The organism is Pseudomonas mendocina (genome assembly GCA_037482215.1).
GTDB lineage: Bacteria > Pseudomonadota > Gammaproteobacteria > Pseudomonadales > Pseudomonadaceae > Aquipseudomonas > Aquipseudomonas mendocina_E.
In genome coordinates, this window is sequence record CP148074.1 from 1,115,400 (window position 1) to 1,142,348 (window position 26,949).

Genomic DNA, 26,949 nt, shown 5'->3' on the forward strand with positions numbered 1-26,949 from the left:
AGAATAAGAGGGGTATAACAATGAAACTCAAAACCATCGCCAGCTTCGCGACAGCTGTCGCAGGACTCGCTCTAGGCGCGCACGCCTGGGCAGCCGCTGATGCAGGCCCAGCGTTGAAGGCCGGTCAGGAATACATGATCGCCACCAACTACCCAAACAACCTGCATGTTGTGGAGTTGACTAACGACACGCTGTACAAAACCTGCAAACTGCCTGACGCTTTTGGTCCAGGCACAGCCATGATGGGGCCGGATAAGAAGACTGCCTATCTGCTGAACAACCACTATGCAGATCTGTACGGTGTGAACCTGGACAACTGTGAAACGGTTTTCCACGCCAAGCTGTCGCAAAGCCCGAGTGAGAAAGTCCGCTCCATGTTCTCTTTTGCTGTCAGCCCGGATGGCAAAGAGATCTACGCAACGGTCAACCCAACTCAGCAAATGAGCGACCACTATGTGGTCCAGCAGCCGCGTCTGGATGTGTTCAGCACTGATGGTGGGTTGGACGCCAAGCCAATCCGCAGCTTCCCGATGCCGCGCCAGGTGTACCTGATGCGCACCGCGGATGACGGCAGCCTGTACGCCGCTGGCGCTGACATCTACAAGATGGACGTGAAAACCGGTAAGTACGAAGTTGCTCTGCCGCTGCGTAACTGGAAACGCCCGAACTACAGCGCGCCTGATGTTCTGTATTTCTGGCCTCACCAGACTTCGCGCAATGACTTCTCCATGCTCTACACCGCTGCGAAGTTCCAAGACGAGAAGCAAGACCTTGCCACTGCTGAGTACCTCTATGGTTTCTTGAGCATCGACCTGAAGACTGGCAAGACAATCGTTGAAGACTTTGCGCCGTTGATCGAGCTGTACTTCTCCGGCTTACGTTCGCCGAAGGACCCGAACCAGATGTTTGGCGTACTGAACCGCCTGACCAAGTACGACATCAAGGAGAAGAAGCTGCTGAAGGCTGCCAACCTTGATCACTCGTACTATTGCATCGCCTTTAACACCAAAGGCAGCAAGCTGTATCTGGCCGGTACCTTCAACGACATCGCTGTTTATGATCCTGAGAACCTGGAAAAGATCAAAAACATCGAGCTGCCAGGCGGTGACATGGCCATCACCACCACCCAAGTGTTTGTTCGCTAAGACCTGACTGGCCGGCAGGCGATGCCCAGCATCCCTGTCGGTCCTTTCGAGCAGGTAAAACGATAAGCCTGCGAACCATCGCATGCTTATCGTTATCTAAGAGGGGAGGCATTTGAGCGTGCCGTTAACTGCCCCGATCTATCTGGCCTCTCTGCCTAATGTTGAGGCCTGCTGATAAGCGTTGATCCCAAAACAAAGACAAGAAGGGAAAGCAATGAATCACCACAGCTATACACGAGGGCAGCAGGATAAGAGCCTGCTTGCCATGACCATAGGCGAAGCCTTTGACGCCACCGTTGCCCGGTTTCCAGAGCGCGAGGCACTCGTTGTATGCCACCAAAGCCTGCGCTATAGCTGGCAGACCCTAGCCGAAGCAGTTGAACGTCATGCGCGTGCGCTAATGGCTGTCGGTATAAAGCGTGGTGATCGTCTGGGTATTTGGGCACCTAACTGCGCTGAGTGGTGTATTACCCAATTTGCCAGCGCGAAGATCGGTGCAATTCTGGTCAATATCAACCCTGCTTACCGCACGAGTGAGCTGGAATACGCCCTGCGCCAATCAGGTTGCAGTTGGGTTATTTGTGCTGATGCGTTCAAAACCTCTGACTATCACGCCATGCTCCAAGGTCTGGTACCCGAGCTGAGCGACGCCGTACCAGGGCAGATAGCCAGCGATCTTCTGCCAGAATTGCGTGGTGTTGTCAGTCTGGCTGCTAACCCCCCGGCGGGTTTTCTGTCTTGGGCTAGCCTGCAAGCGCGTGCTGACGAAGTCAGCCCAGCTGAACTGGCTGAGTGCCAAGCCGGTTTGCAATTCGACGATGCCATTAATATTCAGTACACCTCTGGCACTACAGGTTTCCCAAAAGGGGCGACACTGAGCCACTACAACATTCTTAACAACGGTTACATGGTCGGTGAAAGCCTCCGCCTGACTGAACAGGACCGAATGGTGATCCCGGTGCCGTTGTATCACTGCTTTGGCATGGTGATGGGCAACCTGGGCTGTATGACCCATGGTTCCACCATGATTTACCCAAGCGACGCGTTTGACCCGCTGACCACCCTGCGTGTGGTCGCTCAAGAAAAAGCCACGGCACTGTATGGTGTGCCGACCATGTTCATTGCTGAGTTGGATCACCCGCAGCGCGGTGAGTTTGATCTGTCCAGCCTGCGTACAGGCATCATGGCCGGAGCAACGTGCCCCATCGAAGTGATGCGCCGCGTCATTAGCGAAATGCACATGAGCGAAGTACAGATCGCCTACGGCATGACGGAGACCAGCCCCGTTTCACTGCAAACCGGGCCGGATGATGACCTGGAGCTGCGCGTTACCACGGTCGGACGCACCCAGCCACAGCTGGAAAGTAAGATCGTCGATGCCGAAGGTAAAATCGTTCCCCGTGGCACCATCGGTGAACTCTGCACCCGTGGCTACAGCGTGATGTTGGGGTACTGGAATAATCCCCAAGCCACAGCCGAAGCGATTGATGCTGGGCGCTGGATGCACACAGGTGATCTGGCCTCTATGGATGAGAACGGATATGTCTGTATCGTAGGGCGCAGTAAAGACATGATCATCCGGGGTGGTGAGAACGTTTACCCGCGTGAGCTTGAGGAGTTTTTCTTCACCCATCCGGCTGTTGCGGATGTACAGGTCATTGGTATTCCGTGCACTAAGTTCGGTGAGGAAATCGTCGCTTGGGTCAAGTTCCACCCTGGCCACAGCGTGACCGAAGACGAGCTGCGTGCGTGGGCCAAAGAGCGAATTGCCCATTTTAAAGTGCCGCGTTATTTCCGTTTTGTTGAGGACTTCCCGATGACGGTAACCGGGAAAATCCAGAAGTTCGTCATGCGGGAAATCAGTATTCAAGAGTTGGCGCCGCCAGAGGCAGGAAAGGTGGCCGCTATTGGCTAATGCAGCACTCCTGTAATACTCCTTTGTCGGCAAGCTATTAGAAGTTCAGATCAGGCATGTCCACAGAGAAAGGAACCATTTCGATCCACTTGCTAAACGAGGCCCTGCTGGAGTTCCGCCAGCGGGGCTTTGATGATTTAGCGGTGCTCAACGATGCAGGCATAACCACTGAACTGTTGAACAAGCCCTATGGGAGGGTGCCATCGCAGCTCTATGGCCATTTATGGTTAACGACCGCACGGGTGATGGACGACGAGTTCTTCGGAATGAACAGCCGTCGCATGAAATGCGGAAGTTTCGCTTACATGACGCGGGCAGCCATCAAAGAACCAACTTTGGGTGATGCGCTTACTGTGGCGCTGGGGTTTCTTGATCTGCTGTTTGACGATTTTTCGCCCTGTCTGAAGCAGCATGGTGGTATCGCTGAAATCGCCATCGAAGAGCCGTCAGGTCAGTCATCCCGTGCGTTTAGTTACTTTACGCTGTGGCTGATGATTCACGGTTTGATGTGCTGGTTGGCCCGCAGGCGTATTCCGGTGCTTGGGGTGGATTTACGCTGTGCAGAGCCTGGTTATATTGAAGATTACCGGGTGATGTTCAGCACTAACCTGCGCTTTTCGCGCCCGCACAGCAGGTTGTTATTTAATGCTGATTGTCTGGATATGCCGATACGCAGAACGCCACGTGATCTAAAGCGTTTCCTGGCTGGCTTACCGGCCAATATCTTGGTTCGCTACCGCGATCCACAAAGTTTAGCTGCACGTGTTCGTAGTTATTTGCGTAGTATACGGCCTGAGCGTTGGCCGACTCTGGAGGCACTAGCGAGCCATTTTTACATGGCTTCCTCAACGCTTCGCCGCAAGCTGTCCCTGGAAGGGCAGTCCTATCAAAGCCTTAAAGACACGGTACGTCGCGATCTGGCCATTGCTCGTTTGGACAATGGTGAGGGCAACTTTACCGAGTTGGCCTTCGAGCTTGGTTTCGCCGATACCAGTGCCTTCTATAAGGCTTTCAAAAAATGGACCGGTTCAACTCCGGGGCAATACCGAACATTGATGCATCCCGACTCAACTTAGGCGGGATTGCGCCGATAACTCACAAAAGGGTACGCAATGTACGTGCCCGAACGCCGACCGAAGTACACAGGACAGACATCCATGCTTCTCAACCGACTTTCTATCCAGTGGAAGATTACTCTGCTGGCCGGGCTCTGTTTGCTTGCAATCGTTGCTGTGTTGATCAGTGTTTCGCTTTACCGAATGGGGGCTTCTACCGAACTGGTTAAGGCCAATAGTGCTGAGGTGCTTGAAGCATCTGCACGAGAACGCATGAGCGGTGAGGGCAAAGTTCAAGCACTGACCATTCAGCGCCATTTCATTACCGCCTATAAAGATGGTGTCAACTTCAGCCGCCAGGTTCTTCATCAGCGCGACCAAGCCCTTAATTTGGGTATGGATGACGAAGCCCTGCGTGCAAGCTTGAACCAGCAGGTTAAGGAAGCCCTGCAAGCCAATCCACTGCTGCTCGGGCTTTACGTTGTGTTCGATACCAACGCCCTTGATGGCAATGATGCTGCCTTCGTAGGCCGCACCGACCTCGGCAGTAATGAGAGCGGCCGCTTCTCAGCATACTGGGCACAAAATAATGGGCAATTCACGCCTTTGGCGCCGAGTGAGGAGCTGATTAAAGATCCCACAGTGATGCTCGACGGCACCCCATTTAGCACATGGTTTAACTGCCCCCATGAAACCGGAAAACCGTGTCTGCTGAACCCTTACTTTGATGATGCCTCGGGCGAGAAGATGCTCATCACCACGTTGACCTTCCCTCTAAAGGAGAATGGTCAGGTGATCGGTATCGTGGGCATCGATATTAGCCTGCGCAGTCTGCAGCAATTGGCTAGCAGCGGCAGTGAGGGCTTGTTTGACGGACAAGGGGCCATCAGCATTATTACCCATGGTGGTTTGCTTGCAGGTTACAGCAAGGACGCTGAGCAGCTCGGCAAAGGGCTAGCCAGTGTTCAAGCACAGGGCGAGGCGCTACTTGAGTTGCAACGCAAGGGGCAGGCCCATGAACAAGTGGTGAATAACACATTGCAGGTATTGGCACCGCTGCAACCTATCCCGGAGTCACAGCCTTGGGCTGTTTTGCTGGAAGTGCCTATGGATGTGCTACTCAAGCCTGCGCTTGACCTTCAGCAGGAGATGGACACACGCAATACCCAAGGGACTGTTCTGGAAGTCCTGATTGGTCTTGCGCTAGCTGTTTTGGGGTTACTGCTGGTGTGGCTGACTGCCCGTGGCGTCACTCGCCCAATTTTGGGTGTGGCTAACATGCTCAAAGATATTGCCACCGGCGAGGGCGATTTGACTCGGCGGCTTAACTACTCCCGTAAGGATGAGTTGGGCGAGCTAACGGGCTGGTTCAACCGCTTCCTCGATAAGTTGCAGCCGACTATTGCTGACGTAAAACGCTCTGTTCAGGATGCGCGTGGTACTGCGGATCAGTCGGCGGCGATTGCCAGCCAGACCAGTTCAGGTATGCAGCAGCAATACCGGGAAGTGGATCAGGTGGCTACGGCCTCCCATGAAATGAGTGCAACGGCGCACGATGTGGCCCGCAGTGCTGCACAAGCTGCGGAGGCGGCGCGTGGCGCTGACCATGCGACTCGCGAAGGGCTGAGTGTAATCAGCCGCACCACCAGCACCATCGAGCAGCTGGCCAGTGAGATGAGCGCTGCAATGGAAGAAGTGCAGGCGTTGGCCACCAGCAGTGAACAAATTGGCTCGGTGTTGGAAGTGATTCGCGCCATTGCTGAGCAGACCAACCTGTTGGCACTTAACGCCGCCATTGAGGCTGCCCGTGCAGGTGAGGCCGGGCGTGGCTTCGCAGTCGTGGCAGATGAAGTCCGTAACCTTGCCAAGCGTACTCAAGACTCGGTAGAGGAAATCCGCCAGGTGATTGAGGGCTTGCAGCACGGCACGCGCGAAGTGGTCGGCTCCATGCACAGCAGCCACCGTCAGGCTCAAGGCAGTGTGGAGCAAGTTGAGCAAGCCGTTGCGGCCCTTCAGCGCATTGGCGAGGCGGTTACCGTTATCACGGATATGAACTTGCAGATTGCTTCGGCTGCCGAGGAGCAAAGCTCGGTGGCTGAAGAGATCAACCGCAATGTGTCTGCAATACGCGATGTCACTGAAAGCCTCTCAGGCCAGGCCCAGGAGTCGGCACAGGTCAGTCAGGCACTGAACCGTCTGGCTAACCACCAGCAGGGTCTGATGGATCAGTTCCGCGTGTGATGCAGTGCCCCGCTGGGGGCTGTTGCTTGATTTAAGCAAAACCCATCGCAGGAGTGCGATGGGTTTTGTGCTTTATGGCACCTGAACACGCCTCAGGGGCTGCCATGTACAGCTTCTTTGTCAAATCCGCTCACAGAGGTTGATGGCTTTCGACATTGTCGGCCAGCCTCTACAGCGCGACTATCGTGGCTATCCAACAAAAACAAGATGGGAGGCCATACCCATGCGTGATTACTTTTCCGCTGCCAAAGAGTTCGACTACGCCAGTGCTGTATCTAATACGCTGGCTGGCAATCTCGATGCCATCAACGCCTGCGTTGAGTGCTGTGACCGCTATGCCGATACAGACCGTGTTGCGCTGATTTGGGAAGGTGCCAAGGGGGATCGGGCGACCTGGACTTTTGCTCAACTGAAGGCCGCATCGGCACGCTTTGCTAACTGGCTGAAGGCGCAAGGTGTAGGCCCAGGTGATTGTGTGTCGGGTATGTTGCCGCGCACGCCTGAGTTGCTAATCACTATTCTAGGAACCTGGCGTGCAGGGGCTGTTTACCAGCCGCTGTTCACTGCATTTGGCCCCAAAGCCATTGAACACCGTGTGCAGACCGCTGGTTCAAAACTGGTCGTCACTGACGTTGTTAACCGGCCTAAGTTTGATGAAGTTCAAGGCGTACCGCCGGTGCTGACCGTTGGTTATGACTTTTGGGACGCGCTGGAGGCTCAGTCTGAGAGCTTTGAGCCAGTCATGCGCAAGGCTTCCGATCCGTTCATGTTGATGTTCACCTCCGGCACCACTGGGCTGGCCAAGCCGCTGGCTGTGCCGTTGAAAGCCATTACTGCGTTCGTCAGCTACATGCGTGATGCGGTGGATTTGCGCCCAGAGGATAAATTCTGGAACCTGGCTGATCCGGGTTGGGCGTATGGCCTCTACTACGCGGTCACCGGGCCGTTGGCCATGGGTCATGCGACTACTTTCTACGAGGGTGGTTTCACCGTGGAAAGCACCTGCCGCATCATCCGCGAATACGGCATCAACAACCTGGCAGGCTCGCCTACGGCTTATCGTTTGTTATTGGCTGCTAGAAATGAGGTTGAAGCCTCTATCAAAGGTTGCCTGCGTGCTGTCAGCAGTGCGGGTGAACCTCTGACGCCGGAAGTGATTCGTTGGTTTGCTGAGAAACTGGGCTGCACCATCCATGACCACTACGGCCAAACTGAGCTGGGCATGGTGCTGTGCAACCACCACGCACTCGCGCATCCGGTTCGCCTCGGCGCTGCTGGCTTTGCCATGCCTGGGCATCGTGTGGTGGTGCTGGATGAGCAACTGAATGAATTGCCAGCGGGCCGCCCCGGCATCCTGTCTGTGGATATGTCCCAGTCTCCGCTGTTCTGGTTCCCAGGCTATCAGGGCATGGCCACCAAAGCCTTCCAGGGTAACTACTACCTGAGTGGCGACACGGTGGAGCTGAACGAAGATGGCAGTATCAGCTTTGTAGGCCGCGCGGATGATGTGATCACCACCTCAGGCTATCGCGTAGGCCCGTTTGATGTTGAAAGCGCCCTGATTGAGCACCCGGCAGTGATTGAGTCCGCAGTGATTGGTAAACCTGATCCTGAGCGTACCGAGCTGGTCAAAGCGTTTGTTGTCCTGCATGCAGGGCACGCCGCTGATGCAGCGCTGGCTGAAGAACTTCAGCAGTTTGTGCGCAAAAGACTGTCTGCCCATGCCTACCCGCGCGAGATTGAATTCGTCGCGGAACTGCCTAAAACACCGAGTGGCAAGATCCAGCGCTTCCTCCTGCGTAATCAGGAGATCGCAAAGGCTCAGGCTGCTAACTGATTGGTAAGGAAGAAACATCGTGCGTATAGAAAACTCAGTATTCCTGGTAACCGGCGGCAGTTCGGGTCTTGGTCTGGCCACTGCCCGTGAGCTGCTGGCGCAGGGTGGCAAAGTGGTGTTGGTGGATATCAATGCTGAGGCCGGTGCTGCCCGCGCCGAAGAGCTTGGCGCCAATGCACGCTTCGTTAAGGCTGATATCACCCGTGAAGATGAAGCCCGTGCTGCTGTAAACACTGCCGTCGAGGTGTTCGGCGGCCTGCATGGGCTGGTCAATTGCGCCGGTGTTGCACCTGCTGAGAAAGTTATCGGCCGTAATGGCGTACATGGTCTGGACAGTTTTGCCCGCACCATCAACATCAACCTGATTGGTAGCTTCAACATGCTGCGCTTGGCTGCGGAGGCCATGTCTCAGGGTGAGCCGAATGCTGAAGGCGAGCGGGGCGTGATCATCAATACCGCTTCAGTGGCGGCCTTTGATGGCCAGATTGGTCAGGCTGCCTACTCCGCTTCAAAAAGCGGCGTGGTCGGTATGACGCTGCCGATCGCCCGTGAACTGGCGCGCACTGGCATCCGTGTCATGTGTATCGCTCCAGGCATCTTCGAGACGCCGATGATGGCGGGCATGCCACAGGAAGTACGCGACTCGTTGGGGGCTGCTGTGCCATTCCCTCCACGCCTGGGACGCCCGGCTGAATACGCCTCGCTGGTACGCCATATTGTTGAGAACACCATGCTTAACGGTGAAGTGATCCGTCTCGACGGCGCTATCCGAATGGCTGCTAAGTAAGGAGAGAGCCATGGACAAGAACACCATCGTTATCGTCAGTGCCGCACGAACTGCCATGGGCGGTTTCCAAGGTGACTTTAAAGACATGACCGCTGCGCAACTGGGTGCTGCTGCCAACCGTGCCGTACTGGAACGCGCTGGCATTGCTGGCGACGCCATTGATGAAGTCATCATGGGTTGCGTACTCCAAGCGGGGCAAGGTCAAGCGCCGGCCCGCCAGTCTGCGTTGGGTGCAGGTCTGCCGCAGAGTGTGGTGTGCTCCACCGTGAACAAGATGTGCGGCTCGGGCATGAAAGCCGTGATGCTGGCCCATGACCTGTTGCGTTCAGGCAGTGCCGATGTGGTTCTGGCGGGCGGTATGGAAAGCATGTCCAACGCGCCTTACCTGCTGGATCGTGCGCGTCCTGGTTACCGCATGGGCCACGGCAAAGTGCTGGATCATATGTTCCTCGATGGGCTGGAAGATGCCTACGATAAAGGCCGTCTCATGGGCACCTTTGCTGAAGATTGCGCACAAACCTACGGTTTCACCCGCGAGCAGCAGGACGCCTTTGCTGTCGAGTCCCTGACCCGTGCGCAGAAAGCCATGGCTGAAGGTCGCTTCACGGCTGAGATCGTGCCGGTGCAGGCTAAATCCGGTCGTGAGCTGATCACCGTGAGCCAGGACGAGCAGCCGCCTAAGGCGCGTCTGGATAAGATTCCGACCCTCAAGCCTGCTTTCCGTGAGGGCGGCACTGTCACTGCTGCGAATGCCAGCTCTATTTCCGATGGCGCAGCCTCTTTGCTGTTGATGCGTCTTGAAGAAGCTGAAAAACGCGGTCTCAAACCACTGGCCGCCGTAGCTGGCCATGCCTCCTTTGCCCATGCGCCGAACCTGTTCACCACCGCTCCCGTGGGTTCGATTCAACGCCTGATGGCGCGCACGGGCTGGAACCTGAGCGACGTCGACCTGTTTGAGGTCAACGAAGCGTTTGCGGTCGTGCCCATGGTTGCCATGCGCGATCTGGACATCCCTCACGATAAGCTCAACATCCACGGTGGTGCCTGTGCACTGGGCCACCCGATTGGTGCTTCAGGCGCCCGCGTGCTGGTAACGCTGCTCAATGCGCTGGACCAGCATGGGCTGAAGCGTGGTGTGGCGTCGCTGTGCATCGGTGGTGGTGAGGCCACAGCTGTTGCCCTCGAACTGATTCGCTAAAGGAGCTGGTGATGATCCCTTCAGAAGACGAAATTCAGATCCGCGATATGGCGCGCCAGTTTGCTCAAGAGCGACTGAAGCCTTTTGCCGAGAGCTGGGATCGGGAACATCGCTTCCCGGCTGAGGCCATTCGCGAGATGGCCCAGTTGGGGTTTCTCGGCATGCTGGTGCCGGAAGAGTGGGGCGGTGCTGCCACTGGCCACCTGGCCTACGCCATGGCGCTGGAAGAGATTGCAGCAGGCGACGGTGCCTGCTCGACGATCATGAGTGTGCATAACTCAGTGGGCTGCATGCCTATCCTCAAGTTCGGTACCACGGAACAGAAGCAGCGTTTCCTCGTGCCGCTGGCCAGCGGTGAGATGATCGGTGCGTTTGCCCTTACCGAGCCGCAAGCAGGTTCTGACGCCAGTGATCTGCGCACCCGGGCGCGCCGGGATGGCGATCATTACATCCTCAACGGCGCCAAGCAGTTCATCACCTCTGGCAGCCACGCCGGGATGGTCATTGTCTTTGCCGTGACCGATCCGCAAGCCGGTAAAAAGGGGATCAGTGCCTTCATCGTTCCAACCGATACCCCCGGTTACTCGGTGGTGCGTGTGGAAGAAAAACTCGGCCAGCATGCCTCCGACACCTGCCAAATTCAGCTGGATGATGTGCGGATTCCCGCGTCCTTGCGCCTTGGCGAAGAAGGTGAGGGCTACCGCATCGCGCTGTCTAATCTGGAAGGCGGACGCATTGGGATTGCCGCACAGTCCGTTGGTATGGCCCGCGCAGCGTTTGAAGCCGCCCGTGACTATGCCCACGAGCGCAAGACCTTCGGCAAGCCGATCATTGAGCACCAGGCTGTCGCGTTCCGCCTGGCCGACATGGCCACCCAGATTGCTGTCGCCCGGCAAATGGTGCACCACGCCGCCAGTTTGCGTGAAGCAGGCATGCCCTGCCTGACCGAAGCGTCCATGGCCAAGCTATTCGCTTCAGAAATGGCCGAGAAAGTCTGTTCAGCCGCCATCCAAACCTTGGGCGGTTATGGCTATCTCAAAGACTTCCCGGTTGAGCGTATCTACCGCGACGTGCGCGTTTGCCAGATCTATGAAGGCACCAGCGACGTGCAGCGGATGGTCATTGCACGCAGTCTCTGATTACTCATCCCCCTGAGTTTTCTTTTCTCCCTTACAAGCGACACCTGAGGCGTTTGTAAGGGAGTTTTTTTATCTCGATAACGAGGCGTTGGCCTCGTCAGAACCAAGAAGGTAGCCTCCATGACTTACCAGACTCTGCTGGTGGAGCAGGTCGCCGCGGTCGGCCTGGTCACCCTTAATCGTCCTAGCGCCTTAAACGCCATCAACTCTGAGTTGATTGATGAGCTGAATACGGTGCTTGATGGCTTTGAGCGCGATGCATCCATCGGATGTGTAGTGATCACTGGCTCGACCAAGGCCTTCGCAGCCGGTGCCGATGTTAAGGAAATGGCCGGCTTGCAGTACCCGGACACCTACCTGGATGACTTCCTCGGACGCTGGGACAAAGTCGCACAGCGCCGCAAACCCATTATTGCAGCAGTAGCCGGTCACGCATTGGGTGGCGGATTTGAGCTGGCGTTGATGTGCGATTTCATCATCGCAGCGGAGAATGCCAATTTCGGCCTGCCGGAAGTTAAATTGGGCGTGATCCCAGGGGCCGGGGGCATCCAGCGCCTGACGCGCCTGGTTGGGCGCGCCAAAGCCATGGATATGTTGCTCAGCGGTCGCACCATGAATGCCCAAGAAGCAGACCGCACAGGGGTTGTGGCCCGTGTCGTGGCCACTGAGGCGCTGCTTGAGTCGGCGCTGCAAAGTGCGCAAGCCATTGCCGCTCAGTCACGCACCGCAGTGATGATGCTCAAAGAATGCGTTAACCGCGTGGACGAGGGGGCCTTAGGCGAAGGGCTACGCTTCGAGCGCAGAATGTTCCAGGCGATCTTCGCTACCCCAGATCAAAAGGAAGGCATGGGCGCCTTTATTGAAAAACGTAAGCCTGACTTTGGGCGTAAGTGAGTGCGAAGCTGAGGCTAGTTCTGTCACGGGGGGAGAGGCCATGGGGATTACCCCGGCCAATCTGCTCCCCGCGTCATACGCTTGCAGGTGTCTGGCTGGTAGCGCACTCACTCAATAATGCGATTGAGTGAGTGCGCCAGTTGATCGATTCGCTCCCGCGTCGCATCAACAAGCTGGCTTATTTGAGCCGCTGCATCGGATGAGTCACTGGCCAAGTTGCGCACTTCGGATGCAACCACTGCAAAGCCCCGGCCCGCATCACCAGCTCTGGCCGCTTCAATTGCCGCATTCAGGGCAAGCAAGTTGGTCTGGCTAGATATCCCGGAAATACTGCCAATAATATTGCCGATCTGTTGGCCGACACGAAGCAGCTCATCCATCGCGATTTGCGTTTCTTTGATGGCTGCCTGGCGGTCAGTGATATCGACACCAATCATCACATGCCGGGTTATACGACCTTCGAAATCCATCAAATGGCTGATGCGAGCATCAAACGCGTGCTTATTGCCATCCTGGTCTGAAAACTCCACCAACAGCCTTTTGGCCTGCCCGTTAACTCGGGTTGATTGGTGTGCTGCAACCTGTTGCCACAGCTCCCGGCCAATCGCTAAAACCTGATTGGGCGACCCTGCGCGCGTCGCTAGCACTTCATTGTAATGAGCGAGGCTGCCGTCACTGTTCCATTCAACCAGCAGCAGGGTTTCGTTAATCAGATCGAGGCGATCCAGTGAGTCTTTTGCCTGCTGCTTAGTCGCGGTGATATCTGCCTGCACCGATATGAATTTATTCACTCGGCCCGCCTCATCAAACACAGGGTTGATCGACATCGCGACCCAGTAAGGCTTGCCACTTCGGTTGTAGTTCAGGATCTCTTCGTAAAAGGGTTCTGCACGAGCCAAACAGTCGCGGATACGGGCAACTGTGGCCGAGTCCGTACCATCTCCCTGGAGCAGCCGCCCTGGGATTTGACCTTTAATGTCCTCTAGCGAGTAGCCGGTCATTTGAGTGAACCCACGGTTTACGTACTCAATGGCCCCCTTATTGTCAGTAATAACCACCGCGTTACTGGTTTCATTGGCCACGAGAGAAAGCATTGCAACTTCCTCTCTGCGGCACACCTCTTCGGTGACATCCTTCACGAACGCAGTAAACAACACCTTGTTGCCCGTAGTGACCCGCGTCAGGGTGAAAAGCCCCCACTTGAGTCCCCCATCTTTGCAGTAAACAGGGAGCTCCACGGGCTTTCCGATGATGTGGTTGATGCCTGTCTGCCGATTGCGATTTACGTAAGTGTCATGATTATTGCGATGCTCAGGGCTTACCAGCATCCGAACATTCTTGCCGATGAGTTCTTGGCTGTTGTAACCCCAAAGCTCTACAGCAGCAGTGTTGCAGAAAATAATGTTGTTACTTTCATCAATCGTGATGACTGCATCGTTGGATTGATGAAGAACCTGCTCAATCAATGTGCGCTCTTCACGCTCAATACTGCAGTCACGGGCAAACGCGGTGTAGTAGATATGTCTGCCAACATTGATTTTAGAAAGTGTTAAGTTGATCCAAGTGGTGGAACCATCTTTTCGTTCAATCTCTAATTCAATGGCTGAGCCTACAGTCCTGTCAGTGCCTTCTGTTCGGTGCCTGTTTATGTATTGGTCGTGCTGGGCACGGTGCTGGACAGGTACGAGAAGTTTGACATTTTTCCCCATGACTTCTTCGGACGTATATCCCCAAAGTTTCTGCGCAGCGGTGTTATAGCCAATAACATTGTTATTGTTGTCGATTGTCACTATGGCAATAGTGCTCTGCTGTAAAGACTTGATCGCAATCTGGGACTTCTTCAACAACATAATGATATTTCCAATAATCGAGCTTGTTTCAAGGCAATGCTCGGCTAGCCCTAAGTCGTGTGCTTCGAGTTCTTTGAGTTGAATCAATTGTGGTCACTGGCAGAGGAACGATCCGTGCCCAAATCAGCTGAACTGCGATGGCAGACAGCCGCAGTGTCGCAACGCTTAGTCGATGAGACCGACCGCCAGCCAGTCGGCTAGCAACGCTGCTATTGGGCTGTGTCCCCGATGGAGCAAGGTGCTTGCATTATGAATCAGAAACCAAATACTTGTACAATACAATTTTCTTGTACAGTATTGCTTTGCCTGCGCTACCATGTCGCTGCCCAAGGTTCTCGTGATCGGAATTCACTAGGACAGGAAAGGGCTGGTGCTGGTTAGATGTCGCAATCACTGCGTGCTTGGGCCACGCTATCCCATGCGTGGCTCGCTTTTGGGACAGAGTGGGCGTGGGCTGTTTCTAGGTGAACGCACAGGTGTGAGCTTCAGGGGACATGCTACAAAGTTTTCTGATTGTATAGATTTTTACTGTGTGGCTGGTGGGCTAGTTTCCGCTGACCTGAGTGCGGTTTCGAGGCATGAACCTCGAAGTGACTATAAAGAATGATTTTTAAGTGGCCTGCGTGTTGGAGAGATCATGTTAATCGCAAAACAAAGCCATTCGAATAAGGAAGCGCCCAAAGTGGGTTGCTCCGAGTGCCGAAATATTGAAGGCTTAGGTTTTGATTTCACCATGGCATTCCAGCCGATTGTCGACGTTGTCGATAATCGTCCATACGCCTATGAAGCGCTAGTACGTGGAATAAATGGTGAAAGCGCTGGTGATATTTTGGGCAGGGTCAATGACACCAATCGCTATCGGTTTGATCAGGCGTGCAGAGTTAAAGCGATAGAGCAGGCATCGCGTTTAGGCTTGCAAAACATACCAGACTGCCTGTTGAGTATTAACTTTTTACCTAATGCAGTTTACAGGCCGGAAACCTGTATCAGAGCAACGCTAGAGGCAGCCAGGAAATATCAATTTCCCCTAGAGCGGATTATGTTTGAAGTCACTGAAGGTGAGCAGATACATGATACCGAACACCTTAAGAATATATTTAAAGAATACAGCCGACAGGGTTTCACCACCGCAATTGATGATTTTGGTGCTGGCTATTCGGGCTTGAACTTGCTCGCTAACTTTCAACCCCACGTAATAAAACTCGACATGGCCCTGACACGTAATCTACATCAGGATTCAGTGCGCCAAGCCATCGTCTCCGGCATCGTCCTCGTCGCCGATCGGCTGGGCATTCGCATAGTTGCCGAAGGTATTGAGCACGCCGGTGAGCGTGATGCACTACGAGAGCTCGGTATCCGCTATATGCAAGGCTACTTATTCGCCAAACCACAGATTGGGACGTTGCAACTTTGCTAGTGTCGCTTTAACAAAGCATGCAAGTCTGCACACACCACAGGGAGAGGCAGTTTGGTGTGTACTAGAGTCAGCTAGACGATTTGGTATCGGGTCGATAGCGCTTAAACACAAAAGCCCTGGTCATTTTCATGGCCAGGGCTTTTGTGTTGCATTTGGCCGGGGGGATTTGAACCAGTTTTCAAAGGGTGTCAATTCGGCTCTATTCAGCATGTTACGGTGTTTTCAGCTTTTTAACTGGATCAGTTCGGTACTGTTTAGGGGCAGTGATTTCGACACTTTTTCGACACTTGTGCAGCTTTAACTCATTACTTCTGAAGCGCAAAAAATAGTTAAAGTGCTGGTGACACTCCCTGTGCGCATCTTTTTCATTCATTGGCTGAATAAGTTTTTCAGAAAACCCTTAATGAGCATTCACTTTCATTAACTTCACATTCGATAGAGTGCTTTTCTAGAAAATCTTCTAGGCCTTCTCGAGCTAGTTTCATGTTTAAGTTTGGCCCAATCGTAATTCCTTTTATAGATTCAGGGTCTATAGGGTATTCAAAATAAGGGACTATTATTCCGGATTTGGTTCTGAATTTAGTGATGTGGTCTTTTGCTAGTGCTGATTGAATTATAAGTCTTGTTTCCTGTTCGTCGTGAAACTCTTTAGGCTTTACTGCGCAGGTATGGAAAAATAGGTCGTTAGCTAATCTATGCATGGCATCTGTAAGGTCGCTCATTATTGGCTGATGTTTCTTTGCTAGTGGTTGACTTATATTTATTGCTATGGAATTTGAGTGTTTTTCAATTTCTTTAAGAAAATCTTTAAGTTCTAATATTGTGCTGATTTTATCTTCGTTGTAGCTGACATCTTCTAGTCGGGCTACTACTTTTTTTTCTTTTTCCAATACACCGTCTATGAGTATTTTTTCTACGTGAAATTCTATTGAGTAGCCTGCATTCTTGGGGCAGTAAGACATCCATTGTCGTAGGTTATCTCTGGCTCTCGAGAAGGAGACGATATAGTTGTTCCTTTTTGTTAGGTTGTTTTGGATGAAGTCTGGTATGACGTTGTAAAGTCCTCTAGTGGCTTTTTTAACTTCATTGTCGCTGGGGTTGCTTGTCGCATGTTGAGCACAGATTTTTTTAATGTGATTGATCCCGGCATTCATTTCTTGAGAGTCATTTAAAAAACGTATGTCTGTAGCCCATAGCTTTTTATTCTGAATGATGCCGACCAGGCCATTAACATCTGTATAGTGGTGAAGTTCCATTAAATAGCCTCCTGTCTAATATAAGTAGAGTTTTTTAAATTGTATTTGTGAACTCTTAAGTTCTGTTTGATGGGAAATCTGCATGGCATTTGGTAGCTCTTTGAACTGCCATCTTTTATAACGCTTATCCCATCGGGCTAAAGGTGTTTGCTGCTGAACAATAGCGTAGTTTCATTCGCTCGCTGTAGTCCTGCCGATCAAGATCGTACTGTTTGCGCCATCGTCTGCACTCTTCGTGGTAGTGCTGCTTTGCGCCTTTTCTGCATTCTCGGTATTCAATAGACCCGCGCCGGTAGTTTGCGCAGACGCTTGAGCTGTCGATGTAGTTATTTACTGATATCCACTGTGCACGGTATGCCGTGCTGCCATCCCAGCTTTTGATCGTTTGGAGTGTGCGTTCCTGCACTGGCTCGTTGCGTCTTTGCTGGGGGCGCTGCTGCGCTATGGTTTGGCTGGGTGGCGGTGTGTAGATGTTTACAGGCTGCTTTGGCCTGTAGTTACCATCATTGAAGTCGTTAATTCTGTTCCCGCTCTGTGCGCGCTGCCTTTCGATTTCTTCAATCTTTTCAAGTCGTCGCATTTCGGCTTGTCTGATAGCTTCGCGAATTTGTTCTTCTGTTAGTTGGCGCGGCTCTGATTGAATCGGTTGTGGCGGGATGGCGGGGGATGGGGAGCCAAAAAGAGGCTGTCCGTTTATACGGATGGCTTGTTTGAGATGGTTTAGGTCGATCTGTATGGGGTTTCCATATTTAAGTGCGAGTGCCCAAGCTATAGCTGAAGCTATACCTATGATCAGAATGGTTTTCAGAGGTGACCGGCGCTTTCTTCTTATGTAGGCGGGGGCATCATCCCAGTCCGTTCTCATGCTGTTTCCTTATTATTCTTTGCCTTTTTTCGCCTGGGCGTACCACTTCAACGCGACTTCTTTGGTTATAGCTATCCCGCGCTTGGTTTGGGCAAGTTTGAATTTGCTGCGTCGTATTCAGGGCTTCTATGCCCATTCTCGGGCTCAATTTTTCCGCTGATCAACCACAGTGCATATTCGGGAAATACTTGGGCAAGGATTCCTACCTCCTCAGTACTGATGCGTATCTTCCCGCTACTGATGTTTCTCCATCGCTCATAGTTTTTCCCGCCTTCTTCACTCAGGCGTTTAGGGCCAACTTCGCGAATCAATGCAAGCGCTCTATTGCGCACTTCATCCATATTCAAAAAATTCATTATGCGTAACCTTTACTCCGTGCAAATACAGAGTAAGATTTACGCAGGAGTAAATATTACGCAAATTCAGCTTGCGCCTAATGACCCTAAATAGTGCCGGAATGAACCAGACAATGGAAATAGAAAACCAAGATCAGCCCCAAGTCGCCCCTCTGGCAGATGTTGAGTTGCCTGAGGTTTGGGCCGAACGCAATGGCGTTACTGTCGGCACTGCTCGTGGATGGGTCAAAAAATCCGTTCTGCCTTCACTTCGTGTCGGTAAACGCCGCATGGTCAATTGCGTTCTTTGGCGTCAGTACCTTGCTGAGCGGGAGTGGGTGGAATGAATGAAAAGCCTGAATCAGTACCTGCGCCAACCCCATCAGCCGGACTGCACCTGCTCGGTGTGCTGGGTAAAGATCGAAGCGGCCAAGCTGGTTCAAACACCGTCCGTACAGTGCGACCAATGTCGCCCGTCATCGGCGCTCTTGGTCAACTGCCGTTGGCAAATAACTCCGGCCTTCAAGTGCCCCAGCCACACGCCAAGCTCCCGGCCCCCTCGTTACTGGTACTGCATCCAGAACATCGGCAAACCGGTGCCTTTTGTACCGATTCACGAACCATTCGATTTGGTGGGGTGACAGCATGAGAATTCCATCTTTCGCTATCAACGCGTTTCTTTTCTTCTTTTTCTTAACGATTACTTATTCATTGTGTGCGCCGTTTTTGCCCGGTTCCTTTGAGACCGTGCGTGATGTTATCGAAAGACTCTCGCCTCCGGCATCCGTGACTGGCCCCGCTGATGCAACTGATACAGCGCCGCTTGTTCCGCCAGTCGCGGGTGGCGGTGGCGAAACGGGATAACAAGGGCAGGGCCCTTGGTGTTTTAACTCAGATTCAACGCATTAACCGGATTTAACCGCGTAAGCCGAAACAACCAGCAGCGTGAACGTGTGAGTTCACCTGACGGGATCGCTCGGCCTGCGTAAAGGCAAAACCGCGCAATAAGGCGCAATTAAGTGAGGTATCAAAAATGGCTCGTTCCACTATGGAAGTTGCGTTTATCGGCACTCAGATGACCCAAGTAGAAGGCGCTAAGTACGCCAAGATTTTCTACGGTGATGAAGCCGACGGTAAAACTGAACACGGCCTGTCAGTTATCGGCATGCCCATCGCTGATGATGTTGCAGATGAAGTCTTTTTTGCCGGCTCGCAATTCGATCCGCTCCAGATGGTTCGTATCACTTTCGAGGTCGCGCGTGGTGGTCAGAACAAGGGCAAAAACCTCGCTCTGCACATTGAAGCCGTGAATCCAAAGCCTGCGACCTCTACGGCTCCGGTTTCCAAGGCCTCGGCTGATCCAGTTAAGCCCTAAGGGTGACGGCCATGCTGATCGTTGATCGTGTGTTCTGTGACAGCTGCATGTGTCTGATGGGGCAGCTGCATAACTTCTCTCAAGAGGAGCAGGAACGTATCAGCGACTTCCGCATGGCTCCCGATTTTTGCTTATGCCCTGACTGCGCTCCGATTCGTGTCGAGGCGGATAAGCAGCAGGGCAGTTCAACCGAGGGTTAGTCATGGGGATTGAGGCCTATTTAGCAAACGTCACCCTTGGCGACCTTTGGGCGCTGCAATTCATTCAAGGGGCATTAACGCTGATGGCCCTTGGTTTGATTCACGGGCATCAGAGGTAACGGATATGGCTTTCACTTGGGGGCAATACCTCGTTATGGCTGGGCTGATGCTTGGCGCACTGGGTCTAGGCGTCGCCTGGGGCGGCTTCCGGCTTGGCTGGAAGGAATTGATAGACGCTTCAACTAGCTGAGGTATTTCTCATGTATCAATCTGCAAAAGAAGTCGCCATTCGTGGCGCACGTGCTGTTCAGAACGTTGCCAGTGTCGGTAAAGCACTGGGCGGCAAAACTGCTGCTGTGATCACTGTTGGTGCTGCCGGTATGACTGCCGGTGCTGCTAACGCGGCAATCACGGTTCCTCAGGAACTGCTGGATGTTTTCACTGATCTGGCTACAGCCTTCGGTACTTTGGTGGCGGCTGGTGCGATTCTGTTCGGTGTGATTCGCGGCACTCTGGCCCTGTTCAAACTGGCTCGCTCCGTCTTCGGCGCCGCTGGGGCTTAAGGGTAGGGAGGCTGATAGATGCGCGCGGCTATTGGCCTTCGCTTATTGCTTGCCCTCACCCTGTTGGGGTGGGGGCAGTTTGGGTTTGCTGTTGATTATTATTGGACTCATACAGGTTCTTCTACGCGGTTTTCAAGTGCTTCCGCTGCGTGTACTTCTTTGGCTTCACGCCAATTTCAGCCAAATGCCAGCGTCAGGTTTGCAGGTTCTTTTACCCCTGTTGGTGGTACTACAACCTCTCTTTACTGCAATATTGAAATTTGTTATTCGGGGGGCACTACCTGTGGTTCACCTACTCCTGAGTATGTAGTTCCTTACAATGGCAATGCTCTATCCGTTTCACGTTCTGGTGATTCATGCCCTGCCGGCGCAACTTATGACGCTTCTAAAGGCGAATGCGTAGCACCTGAGCCACCAAAAGACTGTTCCTCTCATAACGGCAAATTTATTGTTGCGGGTGTCTCTGGCCGGGCGGCTGGAAATTTGTATACCACGCCTAGCGTTGTTTCTATTGACGGTGCTCGCTATATCACTGCGCCGGATGGCAATACTCGCTGCAAACCGAACTTCGATGGTTCCGGTACTGCTTTATGTGCGGTTCGCTATTACGGGGACGGTACTTGTTTGCCTGAGGGTGAGGCTTCTGAGAGTGATCTTTCAGAAGGCTCTTATGTCGAAGTCGAAGCTGATACTAATGGTGAGGATAAGTGCTTCAATTTCGGCGGCAGTGAACTGTGTCTTTCACCTGATAACGCTGGTTGCGATATCTATAAAGGTACTCCTTGGTGCTATAAGACTGGTGATAACTGTGGCGAGGTGAATGGCAGCTTCGTTTGCTTTCCTAAGTCATCATCTCGTCAGTGCTTATTCTCTAACGGAAAGCTGGAGTGCATTGAAACTGGTAATCCTCCCGGCTCTAAAGCTCCTACCTTAATTCCTCCGTCTTCATCTGATCATCCGTATAACGGCGGCAATGCTGACGGTAATGATAAGAACGATCCTAAGGCTCCAGGCACTGGTGATGACACCAATTATGCCGGTGGTGGTGGGCCTCCTACTGACCTTAGCCAAACCAATGATGAACTACGTGGTTTGGGTGAGAAGGTCGATGAATCTAATGATCTGCTTGGTGACATTCTCGACGTTCTGAATGGTGAGGGTGAGGATGATTCCGGTGACTCAGATGGCACGCCTGCTGATGCTGAGGCTGAAGGTGCTGCTGTAGGTGAGGCTATCGCTGATGCCTTGACTGATAGCGTTGAGCTTGCCGATGAAGAACGTAATGAAGAAATAGAAGACGTTCTGAATCAGATCCCGAACCAAGTTGCTCAATGGTTCGGTGCGGATGGTTCAGCTGTTGGGCTGGATTTCTTGCACACCATCATTCCGCAGCCTGTTGCTTGCGCTGATTACGTGATTCCGTTTTCGCTTGCGGGCTATTCAGCCAATTTACGCCTGCCTGTTTGTGCCTTGGCTCCCTATAAACCAATTCTTGAATGGGTCATCTGGTGCCTGACGGCTATCGGTGCTTGGCGTATCGCTTACTCAGGGCTGCGTCAGGAAGACGCTAAGCATGCAAGGAGTGGTTACTAATGGGCTGGATACTTAACTTCTTTAAAAAGCTGTTTCCGACTGCTTTTGCATGGATCGCTAAGTTCCTTTTGGGCTTCATCATGCCCATTGTTGGCCCTGTTGTTCAGGCCATTGCCTCTTTGCTTCGTAAGATAGGGATATTCCTCCTTATCTTCGCTGCGATTGCTGCTGCCATCGCTGTGTTTTCTTCCGGCATTGATTACGTGGTGTCGCGCATTGCTTCGCTGGTTTCACCTGACCTTGTGCTGGTGGGGCGGATGATGTTGCCCGGTAACTTGTCGTTCTGCGTCTCGCTGCTGGTCTTTCTCAAGCTCAAGTCACTGGCCTTTTATTGGGTGACAAGGCTCTCCGAAAAACTAATCCATACCTGAGTTCTGCTATGGCCGTTTATATCGTGACCGGCAAACTCGGTGCCGGTAAGACGCTGCTGGTTGTCATGCGGATTCTTGATTACCTGAAAAAGCGCCGCCGGGTTGCCGTCAATATCGACGTGAAAATGGAAAAGCTCTGCAAGGCGGATAACCGGCATTCCCGCCTTGTGCGTCTTCCTGATTTGCCCTCCGCTGATGACCTTATCGGTTTAGGAATGGGCTGCGAGAAATACGACGAAGAGATGTTCGGCGGCATCTTTCTCGATGAGGCGGGCGTCTGGCTTAACTCGCGTGACTGGAATAGCGGTGGCCGTACTGACCTGCTCAAGTTCTTTCTGTTCCTGCGTAAGCGCCGTTGGGATTTGTGGTTGTGCGTCCAGAACGTCAACGTCATTGATAAGCAGATTCGTGAGTCCATTGCTGAACACGTTGTTTATATCAACCGCCTGGATCGCATAAAGCTGCCGTTTCCTGTTGGCCCGCTGCTGCGTGTTCTCTCTCTGGGCATCTTCAAAGGCCGCTTGCCGAAAATGCATCAGGCCATCGTTAAGTACGGCGCCAAATTCAATTCACCCAAAGTCGATGATTGGTTTTATCGCGGTCATGACTTTTACAGCTTCTACGACACCACGCAGGAATACGACAAGGGTTATGACAAAGGCTCTTACTCGATGCTGCCTCCGGGTTACTGGCGTCGTGTGATTCCTGCTGCCCAGCGCAACGCGGGGTTTTATATGCGCACTACAAAAATCTTCTTCAAACGGTTTGGTGTGATTAATGGTTTTTTTGCCGGGGCGCTGGTGGCTTTGGCTATCAGCTTGCCTGTTTTTTGTGGCATTGCTGCATCCCGTCATTACTCGTATCAACCGGTTTTTTCTACTGTGGCCAGCTCTCCAGCTGATCAGGACCTTAAAAAGCTTGCCACTGAGTTTGAGGGCTACCGGATTGCCACTTATGGCGAGCTGGCAGGGCAGAACTTTTACATTTTCGTTGATCCCGATGGGCGTCGTATCAAATCGGATGATTTGTTAGGGCGTGACGTACTGGTGAAGGATCGCGGCCCTCGTGAAGCCCTGCTTGTTCGGGGTTCTGACTATCACTCTATCTACAGGTGATCTTATGTCTGTTCGCGTTCCCGGCTGCCTGCGGGCGGCTCCTTTACTGCTCGGGCTATTGGCCGCTTCTGTGCAATCTGCTGAGCGTGTTGAGCTGTACGATGCGACGTTGCAAGACTTCGTGGAGTGGGCTGCTGTTCAGCTGAATAAGTCGGTAGTTGTGGGCTCGGATATCCGCTCGGCTCCGGTGTCGATCTTCGCCACTTACAACGGCCCTCAGGAGCTTGAGCAACTGCTCGAAAATGCTGTTCAGTCTGCCGGTTTTCATTTCTCGCTAACTGATAGCGCTATTCGGATTAGCTCCCAAGCTATCCCTGAGTCTCCTGAGCTGATCACCCGTGTTTTTCAGCTACAGCACCTTCAATCTGATTTTGCTGAACAGTCTGTTCGTGATGTTCTCAACTCCCGTGCTTCAAACACTGAATCAACCTCAAGCCAACTGATGGTCACGCCATCACCTACCAGCAATGCCGTGATTGTTACGGGCACTTCTCAGCAGTTGGATGCAATCCGCCAAGTCCTGCAGGAAATTGATAAGCCAAGGCGTCAGGTCGAAATTACTGCAGTTATTGCTGAACTGTCTGATGATGACTTCACTGCCATGGGGCTCAATGTCGGGGCTGATTCTGATCGGGTGAACTTGGGCGGGATGACTGTTCGGCCTAGTGACCGTTCCGACCTTGGGTTTAGCCTCACCTTTAATGGCCCGACCATTTCGGCATTTCTGCAGGCCATCAAAACCAGTGGTAACAGTCGGCTACTTTCTACGCCCCAGCTCCTGACGCTTAACCGTGAGTCGGCCTCTATCGTTGTCGGCCAGAACGTCCCCTTTATCACTGGCCAGACCACCAGCGGCTCTACTCCTGCCTCTGATCCTTTCCAGACAATCGTTCGTCAGGATGTTGGGGTAAGCCTTGAGGTCACGCCTTTTATCACGCCTGCGGATGCTATCGAATTACAGGTTAGCCAGTCGGCCTCTAGTGTCTCTGACGATAAAACAGCGGCTGACATCATCACCAACACACGCCGGGTTCTAACGCGTGTTCAGTTAAAGGATGGGCAGGGGGTGTTGCTGGGTGGTTTGCGCTCCCAGCAGAAGGACAAGTCCGTGTCGGCGGTACCCATTCTTTCCGATATTCCATACCTAGGCAGGGTGTTTCGCTCTGAGTCTGAGCGTGTCCGCACCACAAACCTCGTTGTGCTGCTAACGGCCCGTATTCACTCCCTTGAGGATTCAGTGCTCGTGCCAGATGACACGAAACCTTGGGTGGATTTGTCGTTCTTGCAGCAGGGCGAGGATTCACGCGCAGCGCGAGGCCTCGCCCTGCGCGGCAAGAACGCCCTCTGACGTCCCTGTAACACGTCAGAAAAACAGAATTAAAACGGTTCAATTCGGCACTATTTGGGAAATTTGCAGATGAAAGTTAAAGATCACGTTCGTGTAGATCAGCTTTTCAATGAATCAAAAACAGGTCGGCTCTTTTTTGATAACAGCACTGCAAAAATTACTGATCTGTCTGATGTTCGTTTGTTGCGTTGTGGCGTTGATACGGTGCGCCAGTTGTATCGTGGCTTGATCAAGCCTGAGGTGATGGGGCTTTTTGAGACACCGGGGGCTTTGGTCGACTTTGCTGGTCAACGCTGGCATTCAGGCCGTGTTGGTCGTGACTCTGGCTATCAATACAAACTGCAAAATGCCGATCTAGGCATCATTCTTCTGGTCAAAAACTTCAACTCCAAGCTGGATAGCATCGGCCCACACTTGAAAATTGAGGTTTCGCCTCATGCTATCGACACGCTTTCGCCTGAGCGCTTGCAAGCTCGTTTGGATTTCTACGCAAGCGAACTACTCACCAATGTTGAGCTGAACCAGTGTGCTGTCCATTTGGCGCTTGATCTTCAAGGCTGGACGCCTCCTGCTGATCTTGTCGCACGCATGCACTGTAAGGCGCGTGCTCACCGTGAGATTTCTGGGATTAATGAAATTTCATGGGCCACTAAATCCAGTGTTTACGGGCGGGGTGAAACGTCTATGTTTGGCTCTGCGAATGGGGTTCAGCTCTGTATCTACAACAAAACAGAACAGGCCAGGGCTACCGACAAATTGGACTTTTGGGAAAGCGTTTGGCGTCGTCGTGATAGCTTCGATGAAAACGATCCTGATAACTACAATTCCGCTCAAGACGTCTGGCGTGTTGAGTTGCGCTATCACCACTCAGTTATCCAGCAATTCGCCAGCGGCTCCTTCGATCTGCAAACCGGCTCTACTATCGACACACGTTCTTTTGGTGCTTTTGCCGGGCATTTAGATGGCCTTTGGCGTTACGGTCTGCGTCAGTTCAAATTGCTTTCCCGTCCCGGCTACTTTGAGCCGATCTGGACTCTGATCCGTGATGATGTTCGTGTCGATCTGCCCGTTGATTCGCTGCTGGGTGAAACTGAATACAAGCGCTATTACAAAACGTCTCGGGGCTTCTCTGGCAAAAACGTGGAGCTGTTCTTGGGAAACTTCGTAAGCCTGCTAGCTCGTGAGCGGGTGGGCGTAAAGAAGGCGTTTTCGACACTTAAGGAATGGGACTGCTGGGGCGTTATTCGTGATCACTATGCCGCCAAAGGCATGTCTGAATATGACCTTTACAAGCATGTTAAGGCCTTGCTTGAGGAGCGGCATGTCCGCTGGGGTAGGGCTGTCTGATGGCGATTCAGCAACAGCCAGATGGTCGCTGGAAAGTGGATGTGGAGCCTATAAAGGGGTCTCGCTTTCGCAAAATCTTTAAGACTAAGGCTGAGGCGCTTCGGTTTGAATCAACTTGCCGTACTAAGCTTGTCGATACGCCAGAATGGTCGCCAAAGCCTCCTGATACTCGCCGGTTATCTGCTTTGATTGCTTCGTGGTTTGAGCTTCATGGTTATTCGTTGCGTGATGGTGCGCGTCGTCGGGCCAAGCTCGATGCGCTTTGCAAGTCACTGCGTAACCCTGTTGCTGCCAAGCTTGACCCTGAGGTCTACGCTCATAATCGACGGGTTCGTCTCCAGTCTGGTACGTCTGGAAAGACGCTTAATAATGAGCTGGGCTATTTGCGTTCCGTCTACAACGAATTGCGGTCACTTGGTCATATTGATTACGACAATCCTTTGGCTTTGGTTCGGCCTTTACGTTTGCAGGAACGTGAACTCTCTTGGCTCACTGCTGAACAGGTCACTGAATTGCTGGATTCAATCCGCCAGGGCTGTGATAACCCACACACTGAGCCGGTTACGCTGATATGCCTTGCTACGGGGGCGCGGTGGTCTGAGGCTGAGCGGTTGCGTCCTGCCTCTTTACGATCCGGCGTTGTGACTTTTAGCGGTACTAAAAGTGGCAAGGTGCGTGCTGTGCCGATCAGGCCAGACCTTGAGGATTTATTGCGAAAACACTGGAAGCGTCACGGCCAATTCACTGGCTGTATCACTTCTTTTAGGCGTGCTCTGGAACGTACGTCGATTGATCTGCCCAAAGGTCAGGCTACACACGCCTTAAGGCATACGTTTGCCAGTCACTTTATGCAAAACGGCGGGAATATCCTGACTTTGCAGAAAATCCTTGGCCATTCCAGCTTGGTTATGACGATGCGCTATGCGCACCTATCTCCTGATCATCTCGCGGATGCTATCCGCCTCGGGCCGCTTGCCGTTTTCGACACTTTTTCGACACTTTGACGTTTCAAAAAATAAAAAAGCCTTGAAAATCAAGGCTTTATATTGGTGGAGCCGGGGTAATCTGAATTGATTTTTTATCCTATTGAAATATATAAGAAA

27 protein-coding genes are annotated in these 26,949 nt (G+C 52.8%); 23 read left to right on the forward strand and 4 right to left on the reverse strand.

Features of this window, described 5'->3' with window-relative positions; genetic code table 11:
• The first annotated feature begins 20 nt into the window (after positions 1 to 20).
• The 9 genes from peaD to WG219_05045 all read left to right on the forward strand — a co-directional run bounded on the left by peaD (position 21) and on the right by WG219_05045 (position 12,211).
• Positions 21 to 1,145, forward strand: coding sequence for a quinohemoprotein amine dehydrogenase subunit beta (gene peaD / locus WG219_05005; protein ID WXL26837.1), 1,125 nt, complete (start codon positions 21 to 23; stop codon positions 1,143 to 1,145).
• 214 nt (positions 1,146 to 1,359) lie between these two features.
• Positions 1,360 to 3,060: an AMP-binding protein gene (locus tag WG219_05010; GenBank protein ID WXL26838.1), complete on the forward strand. Its 1,701-nt coding sequence runs from the start codon at positions 1,360 to 1,362 to the stop codon at positions 3,058 to 3,060.
• Between the two features lie 56 nt (positions 3,061 to 3,116).
• The gene (locus WG219_05015) at positions 3,117 to 4,136 is read left to right on the forward strand and encodes an AraC family transcriptional regulator (protein WXL26839.1); all 1,020 of its coding nucleotides are present in this window, start codon (positions 3,117 to 3,119) and stop codon (positions 4,134 to 4,136) included.
• A gap of 81 nt (positions 4,137 to 4,217) precedes the next feature.
• Positions 4,218 to 6,356: a methyl-accepting chemotaxis protein gene (locus WG219_05020; GenBank protein WXL26840.1), complete on the forward strand. Its 2,139-nt coding sequence runs from the start codon at positions 4,218 to 4,220 to the stop codon at positions 6,354 to 6,356.
• 223 nt (positions 6,357 to 6,579) lie between these two features.
• Complete coding sequence (locus tag WG219_05025) at positions 6,580 to 8,193, forward strand: acyl-CoA synthetase (GenBank protein ID WXL26841.1); 1,614 nt, start codon at positions 6,580 to 6,582, stop codon at positions 8,191 to 8,193.
• A gap of 19 nt (positions 8,194 to 8,212) precedes the next feature.
• Positions 8,213 to 8,980, forward strand: coding sequence for a 3-hydroxyacyl-CoA dehydrogenase (locus tag WG219_05030; GenBank protein WXL26842.1), 768 nt, complete (start codon positions 8,213 to 8,215; stop codon positions 8,978 to 8,980).
• 10 nt (positions 8,981 to 8,990) lie between these two features.
• Positions 8,991 to 10,178, forward strand: a complete 1,188-nt coding sequence (locus tag WG219_05035; protein ID WXL26843.1) for an acetyl-CoA C-acyltransferase — start codon at positions 8,991 to 8,993, stop codon at positions 10,176 to 10,178.
• Between the two features lie 11 nt (positions 10,179 to 10,189).
• The gene (locus WG219_05040; protein WXL26844.1) at positions 10,190 to 11,317 is read left to right on the forward strand and encodes an acyl-CoA dehydrogenase family protein; all 1,128 of its coding nucleotides are present in this window, start codon (positions 10,190 to 10,192) and stop codon (positions 11,315 to 11,317) included.
• A gap of 120 nt (positions 11,318 to 11,437) precedes the next feature.
• A complete protein-coding gene (locus WG219_05045; GenBank protein ID WXL26845.1) occupies positions 11,438 to 12,211 on the forward strand; it encodes an enoyl-CoA hydratase-related protein in 774 nt (257 codons plus the stop codon).
• A gap of 107 nt (positions 12,212 to 12,318) precedes the next feature.
• Here the strand turns inward: WG219_05045 and WG219_05050 are convergent, their stop codons facing one another.
• The gene (locus WG219_05050) at positions 12,319 to 14,148 is read right to left on the reverse strand and encodes a PAS domain S-box protein (protein WXL26846.1); all 1,830 of its coding nucleotides are present in this window, start codon (positions 14,146 to 14,148) and stop codon (positions 12,319 to 12,321) included.
• A gap of 550 nt (positions 14,149 to 14,698) precedes the next feature.
• On the opposite strand from WG219_05050, the gene WG219_05055 reads away from it, so the two are divergent.
• Entirely contained in the window at positions 14,699 to 15,478 is a 780-nt protein-coding gene (locus WG219_05055; GenBank protein ID WXL26847.1) for an EAL domain-containing protein, read from the forward strand.
• A gap of 389 nt (positions 15,479 to 15,867) precedes the next feature.
• Here WG219_05055 and WG219_05060 read toward each other — a convergent pair whose 3' ends face one another.
• The 3 genes from WG219_05060 to WG219_05070 all read right to left on the reverse strand — a co-directional run bounded on the left by WG219_05060 (position 15,868) and on the right by WG219_05070 (position 17,955).
• On the reverse strand, positions 15,868 to 16,734 hold the full coding sequence (locus tag WG219_05060) for a DUF2971 domain-containing protein (protein ID WXL26848.1): 867 nt from the start codon (positions 16,732 to 16,734) through the stop codon (positions 15,868 to 15,870).
• 124 nt (positions 16,735 to 16,858) lie between these two features.
• Complete coding sequence (locus WG219_05065; GenBank protein WXL26849.1) at positions 16,859 to 17,599, reverse strand: hypothetical protein; 741 nt, start codon at positions 17,597 to 17,599, stop codon at positions 16,859 to 16,861.
• Between the two features lie 71 nt (positions 17,600 to 17,670).
• Positions 17,671 to 17,955 (reverse strand): DNA-binding protein, encoded by a 285-nt coding sequence (locus tag WG219_05070; protein ID WXL26850.1) that lies wholly within the window; start codon positions 17,953 to 17,955, stop codon positions 17,671 to 17,673.
• Positions 17,956 to 18,068: 113 nt separating this feature from the next.
• Here WG219_05070 and WG219_05075 point away from each other — a divergent pair, with 113 nt between their 5' ends.
• From WG219_05075 to WG219_05135, 13 genes are all read left to right on the forward strand, one after another.
• Positions 18,069 to 18,281 carry a DNA-binding protein gene (locus WG219_05075; protein WXL26851.1) on the forward strand — a complete coding sequence of 71 codons (213 nt, stop codon included), beginning with the start codon at positions 18,069 to 18,071 and terminating at the stop codon, positions 18,279 to 18,281.
• Positions 18,282 to 18,575, forward strand: a complete 294-nt coding sequence (locus tag WG219_05080; GenBank protein ID WXL26852.1) for a DUF5447 family protein — start codon at positions 18,282 to 18,284, stop codon at positions 18,573 to 18,575.
• Between the two features lie 4 nt (positions 18,576 to 18,579).
• A complete protein-coding gene (locus WG219_05085) occupies positions 18,580 to 18,798 on the forward strand; it encodes a hypothetical protein (protein ID WXL26853.1) in 219 nt (72 codons plus the stop codon).
• Between the two features lie 169 nt (positions 18,799 to 18,967).
• Complete coding sequence (locus tag WG219_05090) at positions 18,968 to 19,309, forward strand: hypothetical protein (protein WXL26854.1); 342 nt, start codon at positions 18,968 to 18,970, stop codon at positions 19,307 to 19,309.
• A gap of 11 nt (positions 19,310 to 19,320) precedes the next feature.
• Entirely contained in the window at positions 19,321 to 19,509 is a 189-nt protein-coding gene (locus tag WG219_05095) for a hypothetical protein (GenBank protein WXL26855.1), read from the forward strand.
• A gap of 124 nt (positions 19,510 to 19,633) precedes the next feature.
• Complete coding sequence (locus WG219_05100) at positions 19,634 to 19,759, forward strand: hypothetical protein (protein ID WXL26856.1); 126 nt, start codon at positions 19,634 to 19,636, stop codon at positions 19,757 to 19,759.
• Between the two features lie 10 nt (positions 19,760 to 19,769).
• Positions 19,770 to 20,072, forward strand: coding sequence for a hypothetical protein (locus WG219_05105; protein ID WXL26857.1), 303 nt, complete (start codon positions 19,770 to 19,772; stop codon positions 20,070 to 20,072).
• Positions 20,073 to 20,090: 18 nt separating this feature from the next.
• Positions 20,091 to 21,665 carry a hypothetical protein gene (locus tag WG219_05110; GenBank protein ID WXL26858.1) on the forward strand — a complete coding sequence of 525 codons (1,575 nt, stop codon included), beginning with the start codon at positions 20,091 to 20,093 and terminating at the stop codon, positions 21,663 to 21,665.
• Entirely contained in the window at positions 21,665 to 22,036 is a 372-nt protein-coding gene (locus tag WG219_05115; protein ID WXL26859.1) for a hypothetical protein, read from the forward strand. The genes WG219_05110 and WG219_05115 overlap by 1 nt, the downstream gene beginning before the upstream one ends.
• An 8-nt stretch (positions 22,037 to 22,044) precedes the next feature.
• Positions 22,045 to 23,151, forward strand: a complete 1,107-nt coding sequence (locus WG219_05120; protein WXL26860.1) for a zonular occludens toxin domain-containing protein — start codon at positions 22,045 to 22,047, stop codon at positions 23,149 to 23,151.
• Between the two features lie 4 nt (positions 23,152 to 23,155).
• Positions 23,156 to 24,499, forward strand: coding sequence for a secretin N-terminal domain-containing protein (locus tag WG219_05125; protein WXL26861.1), 1,344 nt, complete (start codon positions 23,156 to 23,158; stop codon positions 24,497 to 24,499).
• 69 nt (positions 24,500 to 24,568) lie between these two features.
• Positions 24,569 to 25,846, forward strand: a complete 1,278-nt coding sequence (locus WG219_05130) for a hypothetical protein (protein WXL26862.1) — start codon at positions 24,569 to 24,571, stop codon at positions 25,844 to 25,846.
• On the forward strand, positions 25,846 to 26,850 hold the full coding sequence (locus WG219_05135; GenBank protein WXL26863.1) for a tyrosine-type recombinase/integrase: 1,005 nt from the start codon (positions 25,846 to 25,848) through the stop codon (positions 26,848 to 26,850). Before WG219_05130 ends, WG219_05135 begins: the two co-directional genes overlap by 1 nt.
• Positions 26,851 to 26,949 lie beyond the last annotated feature (99 nt).

Bases quoted from the DNA above. Each gene is read 5' to 3' on its own strand.
- WG219_05110 (WXL26858.1), top strand. From the start codon at position 20,091: ATGCGCGCGGCTATTGGCCTTCGCTTATTGCTTGCCCTCACCCTGTTG.
- WG219_05035 (WXL26843.1), top strand. From the start codon at position 8,991: ATGGACAAGAACACCATCGTTATCGTCAGTGCCGCACGAACTGCCATG.
- WG219_05025 (WXL26841.1), top strand. From the start codon at position 6,580: ATGCGTGATTACTTTTCCGCTGCCAAAGAGTTCGACTACGCCAGTGCT.
- WG219_05080 (WXL26852.1), top strand. From the start codon at position 18,282: ATGAAAAGCCTGAATCAGTACCTGCGCCAACCCCATCAGCCGGACTGC.
- WG219_05130 (WXL26862.1), top strand. From the start codon at position 24,569: ATGAAAGTTAAAGATCACGTTCGTGTAGATCAGCTTTTCAATGAATCA.
- WG219_05135 (WXL26863.1), top strand. From the start codon at position 25,846: ATGGCGATTCAGCAACAGCCAGATGGTCGCTGGAAAGTGGATGTGGAG.
- WG219_05070 (WXL26850.1), bottom strand. From the start codon at position 17,955: ATGAATTTTTTGAATATGGATGAAGTGCGCAATAGAGCGCTTGCATTG.
- WG219_05060 (WXL26848.1), bottom strand. From the start codon at position 16,734: ATGGAACTTCACCACTATACAGATGTTAATGGCCTGGTCGGCATCATT.
- WG219_05075 (WXL26851.1), top strand. From the start codon at position 18,069: ATGGAAATAGAAAACCAAGATCAGCCCCAAGTCGCCCCTCTGGCAGAT.
- WG219_05020 (WXL26840.1), top strand. From the start codon at position 4,218: ATGCTTCTCAACCGACTTTCTATCCAGTGGAAGATTACTCTGCTGGCC.
- WG219_05085 (WXL26853.1), top strand. From the start codon at position 18,580: ATGAGAATTCCATCTTTCGCTATCAACGCGTTTCTTTTCTTCTTTTTC.
- WG219_05095 (WXL26855.1), top strand. From the start codon at position 19,321: ATGCTGATCGTTGATCGTGTGTTCTGTGACAGCTGCATGTGTCTGATG.
- WG219_05125 (WXL26861.1), top strand. From the start codon at position 23,156: ATGTCTGTTCGCGTTCCCGGCTGCCTGCGGGCGGCTCCTTTACTGCTC.
- WG219_05100 (WXL26856.1), top strand. From the start codon at position 19,634: ATGGCTTTCACTTGGGGGCAATACCTCGTTATGGCTGGGCTGATGCTT.
- WG219_05120 (WXL26860.1), top strand. From the start codon at position 22,045: ATGGCCGTTTATATCGTGACCGGCAAACTCGGTGCCGGTAAGACGCTG.
- WG219_05065 (WXL26849.1), bottom strand. From the start codon at position 17,599: ATGAGAACGGACTGGGATGATGCCCCCGCCTACATAAGAAGAAAGCGC.
- WG219_05115 (WXL26859.1), top strand. From the start codon at position 21,665: ATGGGCTGGATACTTAACTTCTTTAAAAAGCTGTTTCCGACTGCTTTT.
- peaD (WXL26837.1), top strand. From the start codon at position 21: ATGAAACTCAAAACCATCGCCAGCTTCGCGACAGCTGTCGCAGGACTC.
- WG219_05055 (WXL26847.1), top strand. From the start codon at position 14,699: ATGTTAATCGCAAAACAAAGCCATTCGAATAAGGAAGCGCCCAAAGTG.
- WG219_05105 (WXL26857.1), top strand. From the start codon at position 19,770: ATGTATCAATCTGCAAAAGAAGTCGCCATTCGTGGCGCACGTGCTGTT.
- WG219_05045 (WXL26845.1), top strand. From the start codon at position 11,438: ATGACTTACCAGACTCTGCTGGTGGAGCAGGTCGCCGCGGTCGGCCTG.
- WG219_05010 (WXL26838.1), top strand. From the start codon at position 1,360: ATGAATCACCACAGCTATACACGAGGGCAGCAGGATAAGAGCCTGCTT.
- WG219_05015 (WXL26839.1), top strand. From the start codon at position 3,117: ATGTCCACAGAGAAAGGAACCATTTCGATCCACTTGCTAAACGAGGCC.
- WG219_05090 (WXL26854.1), top strand. From the start codon at position 18,968: ATGGCTCGTTCCACTATGGAAGTTGCGTTTATCGGCACTCAGATGACC.
- WG219_05040 (WXL26844.1), top strand. From the start codon at position 10,190: ATGATCCCTTCAGAAGACGAAATTCAGATCCGCGATATGGCGCGCCAG.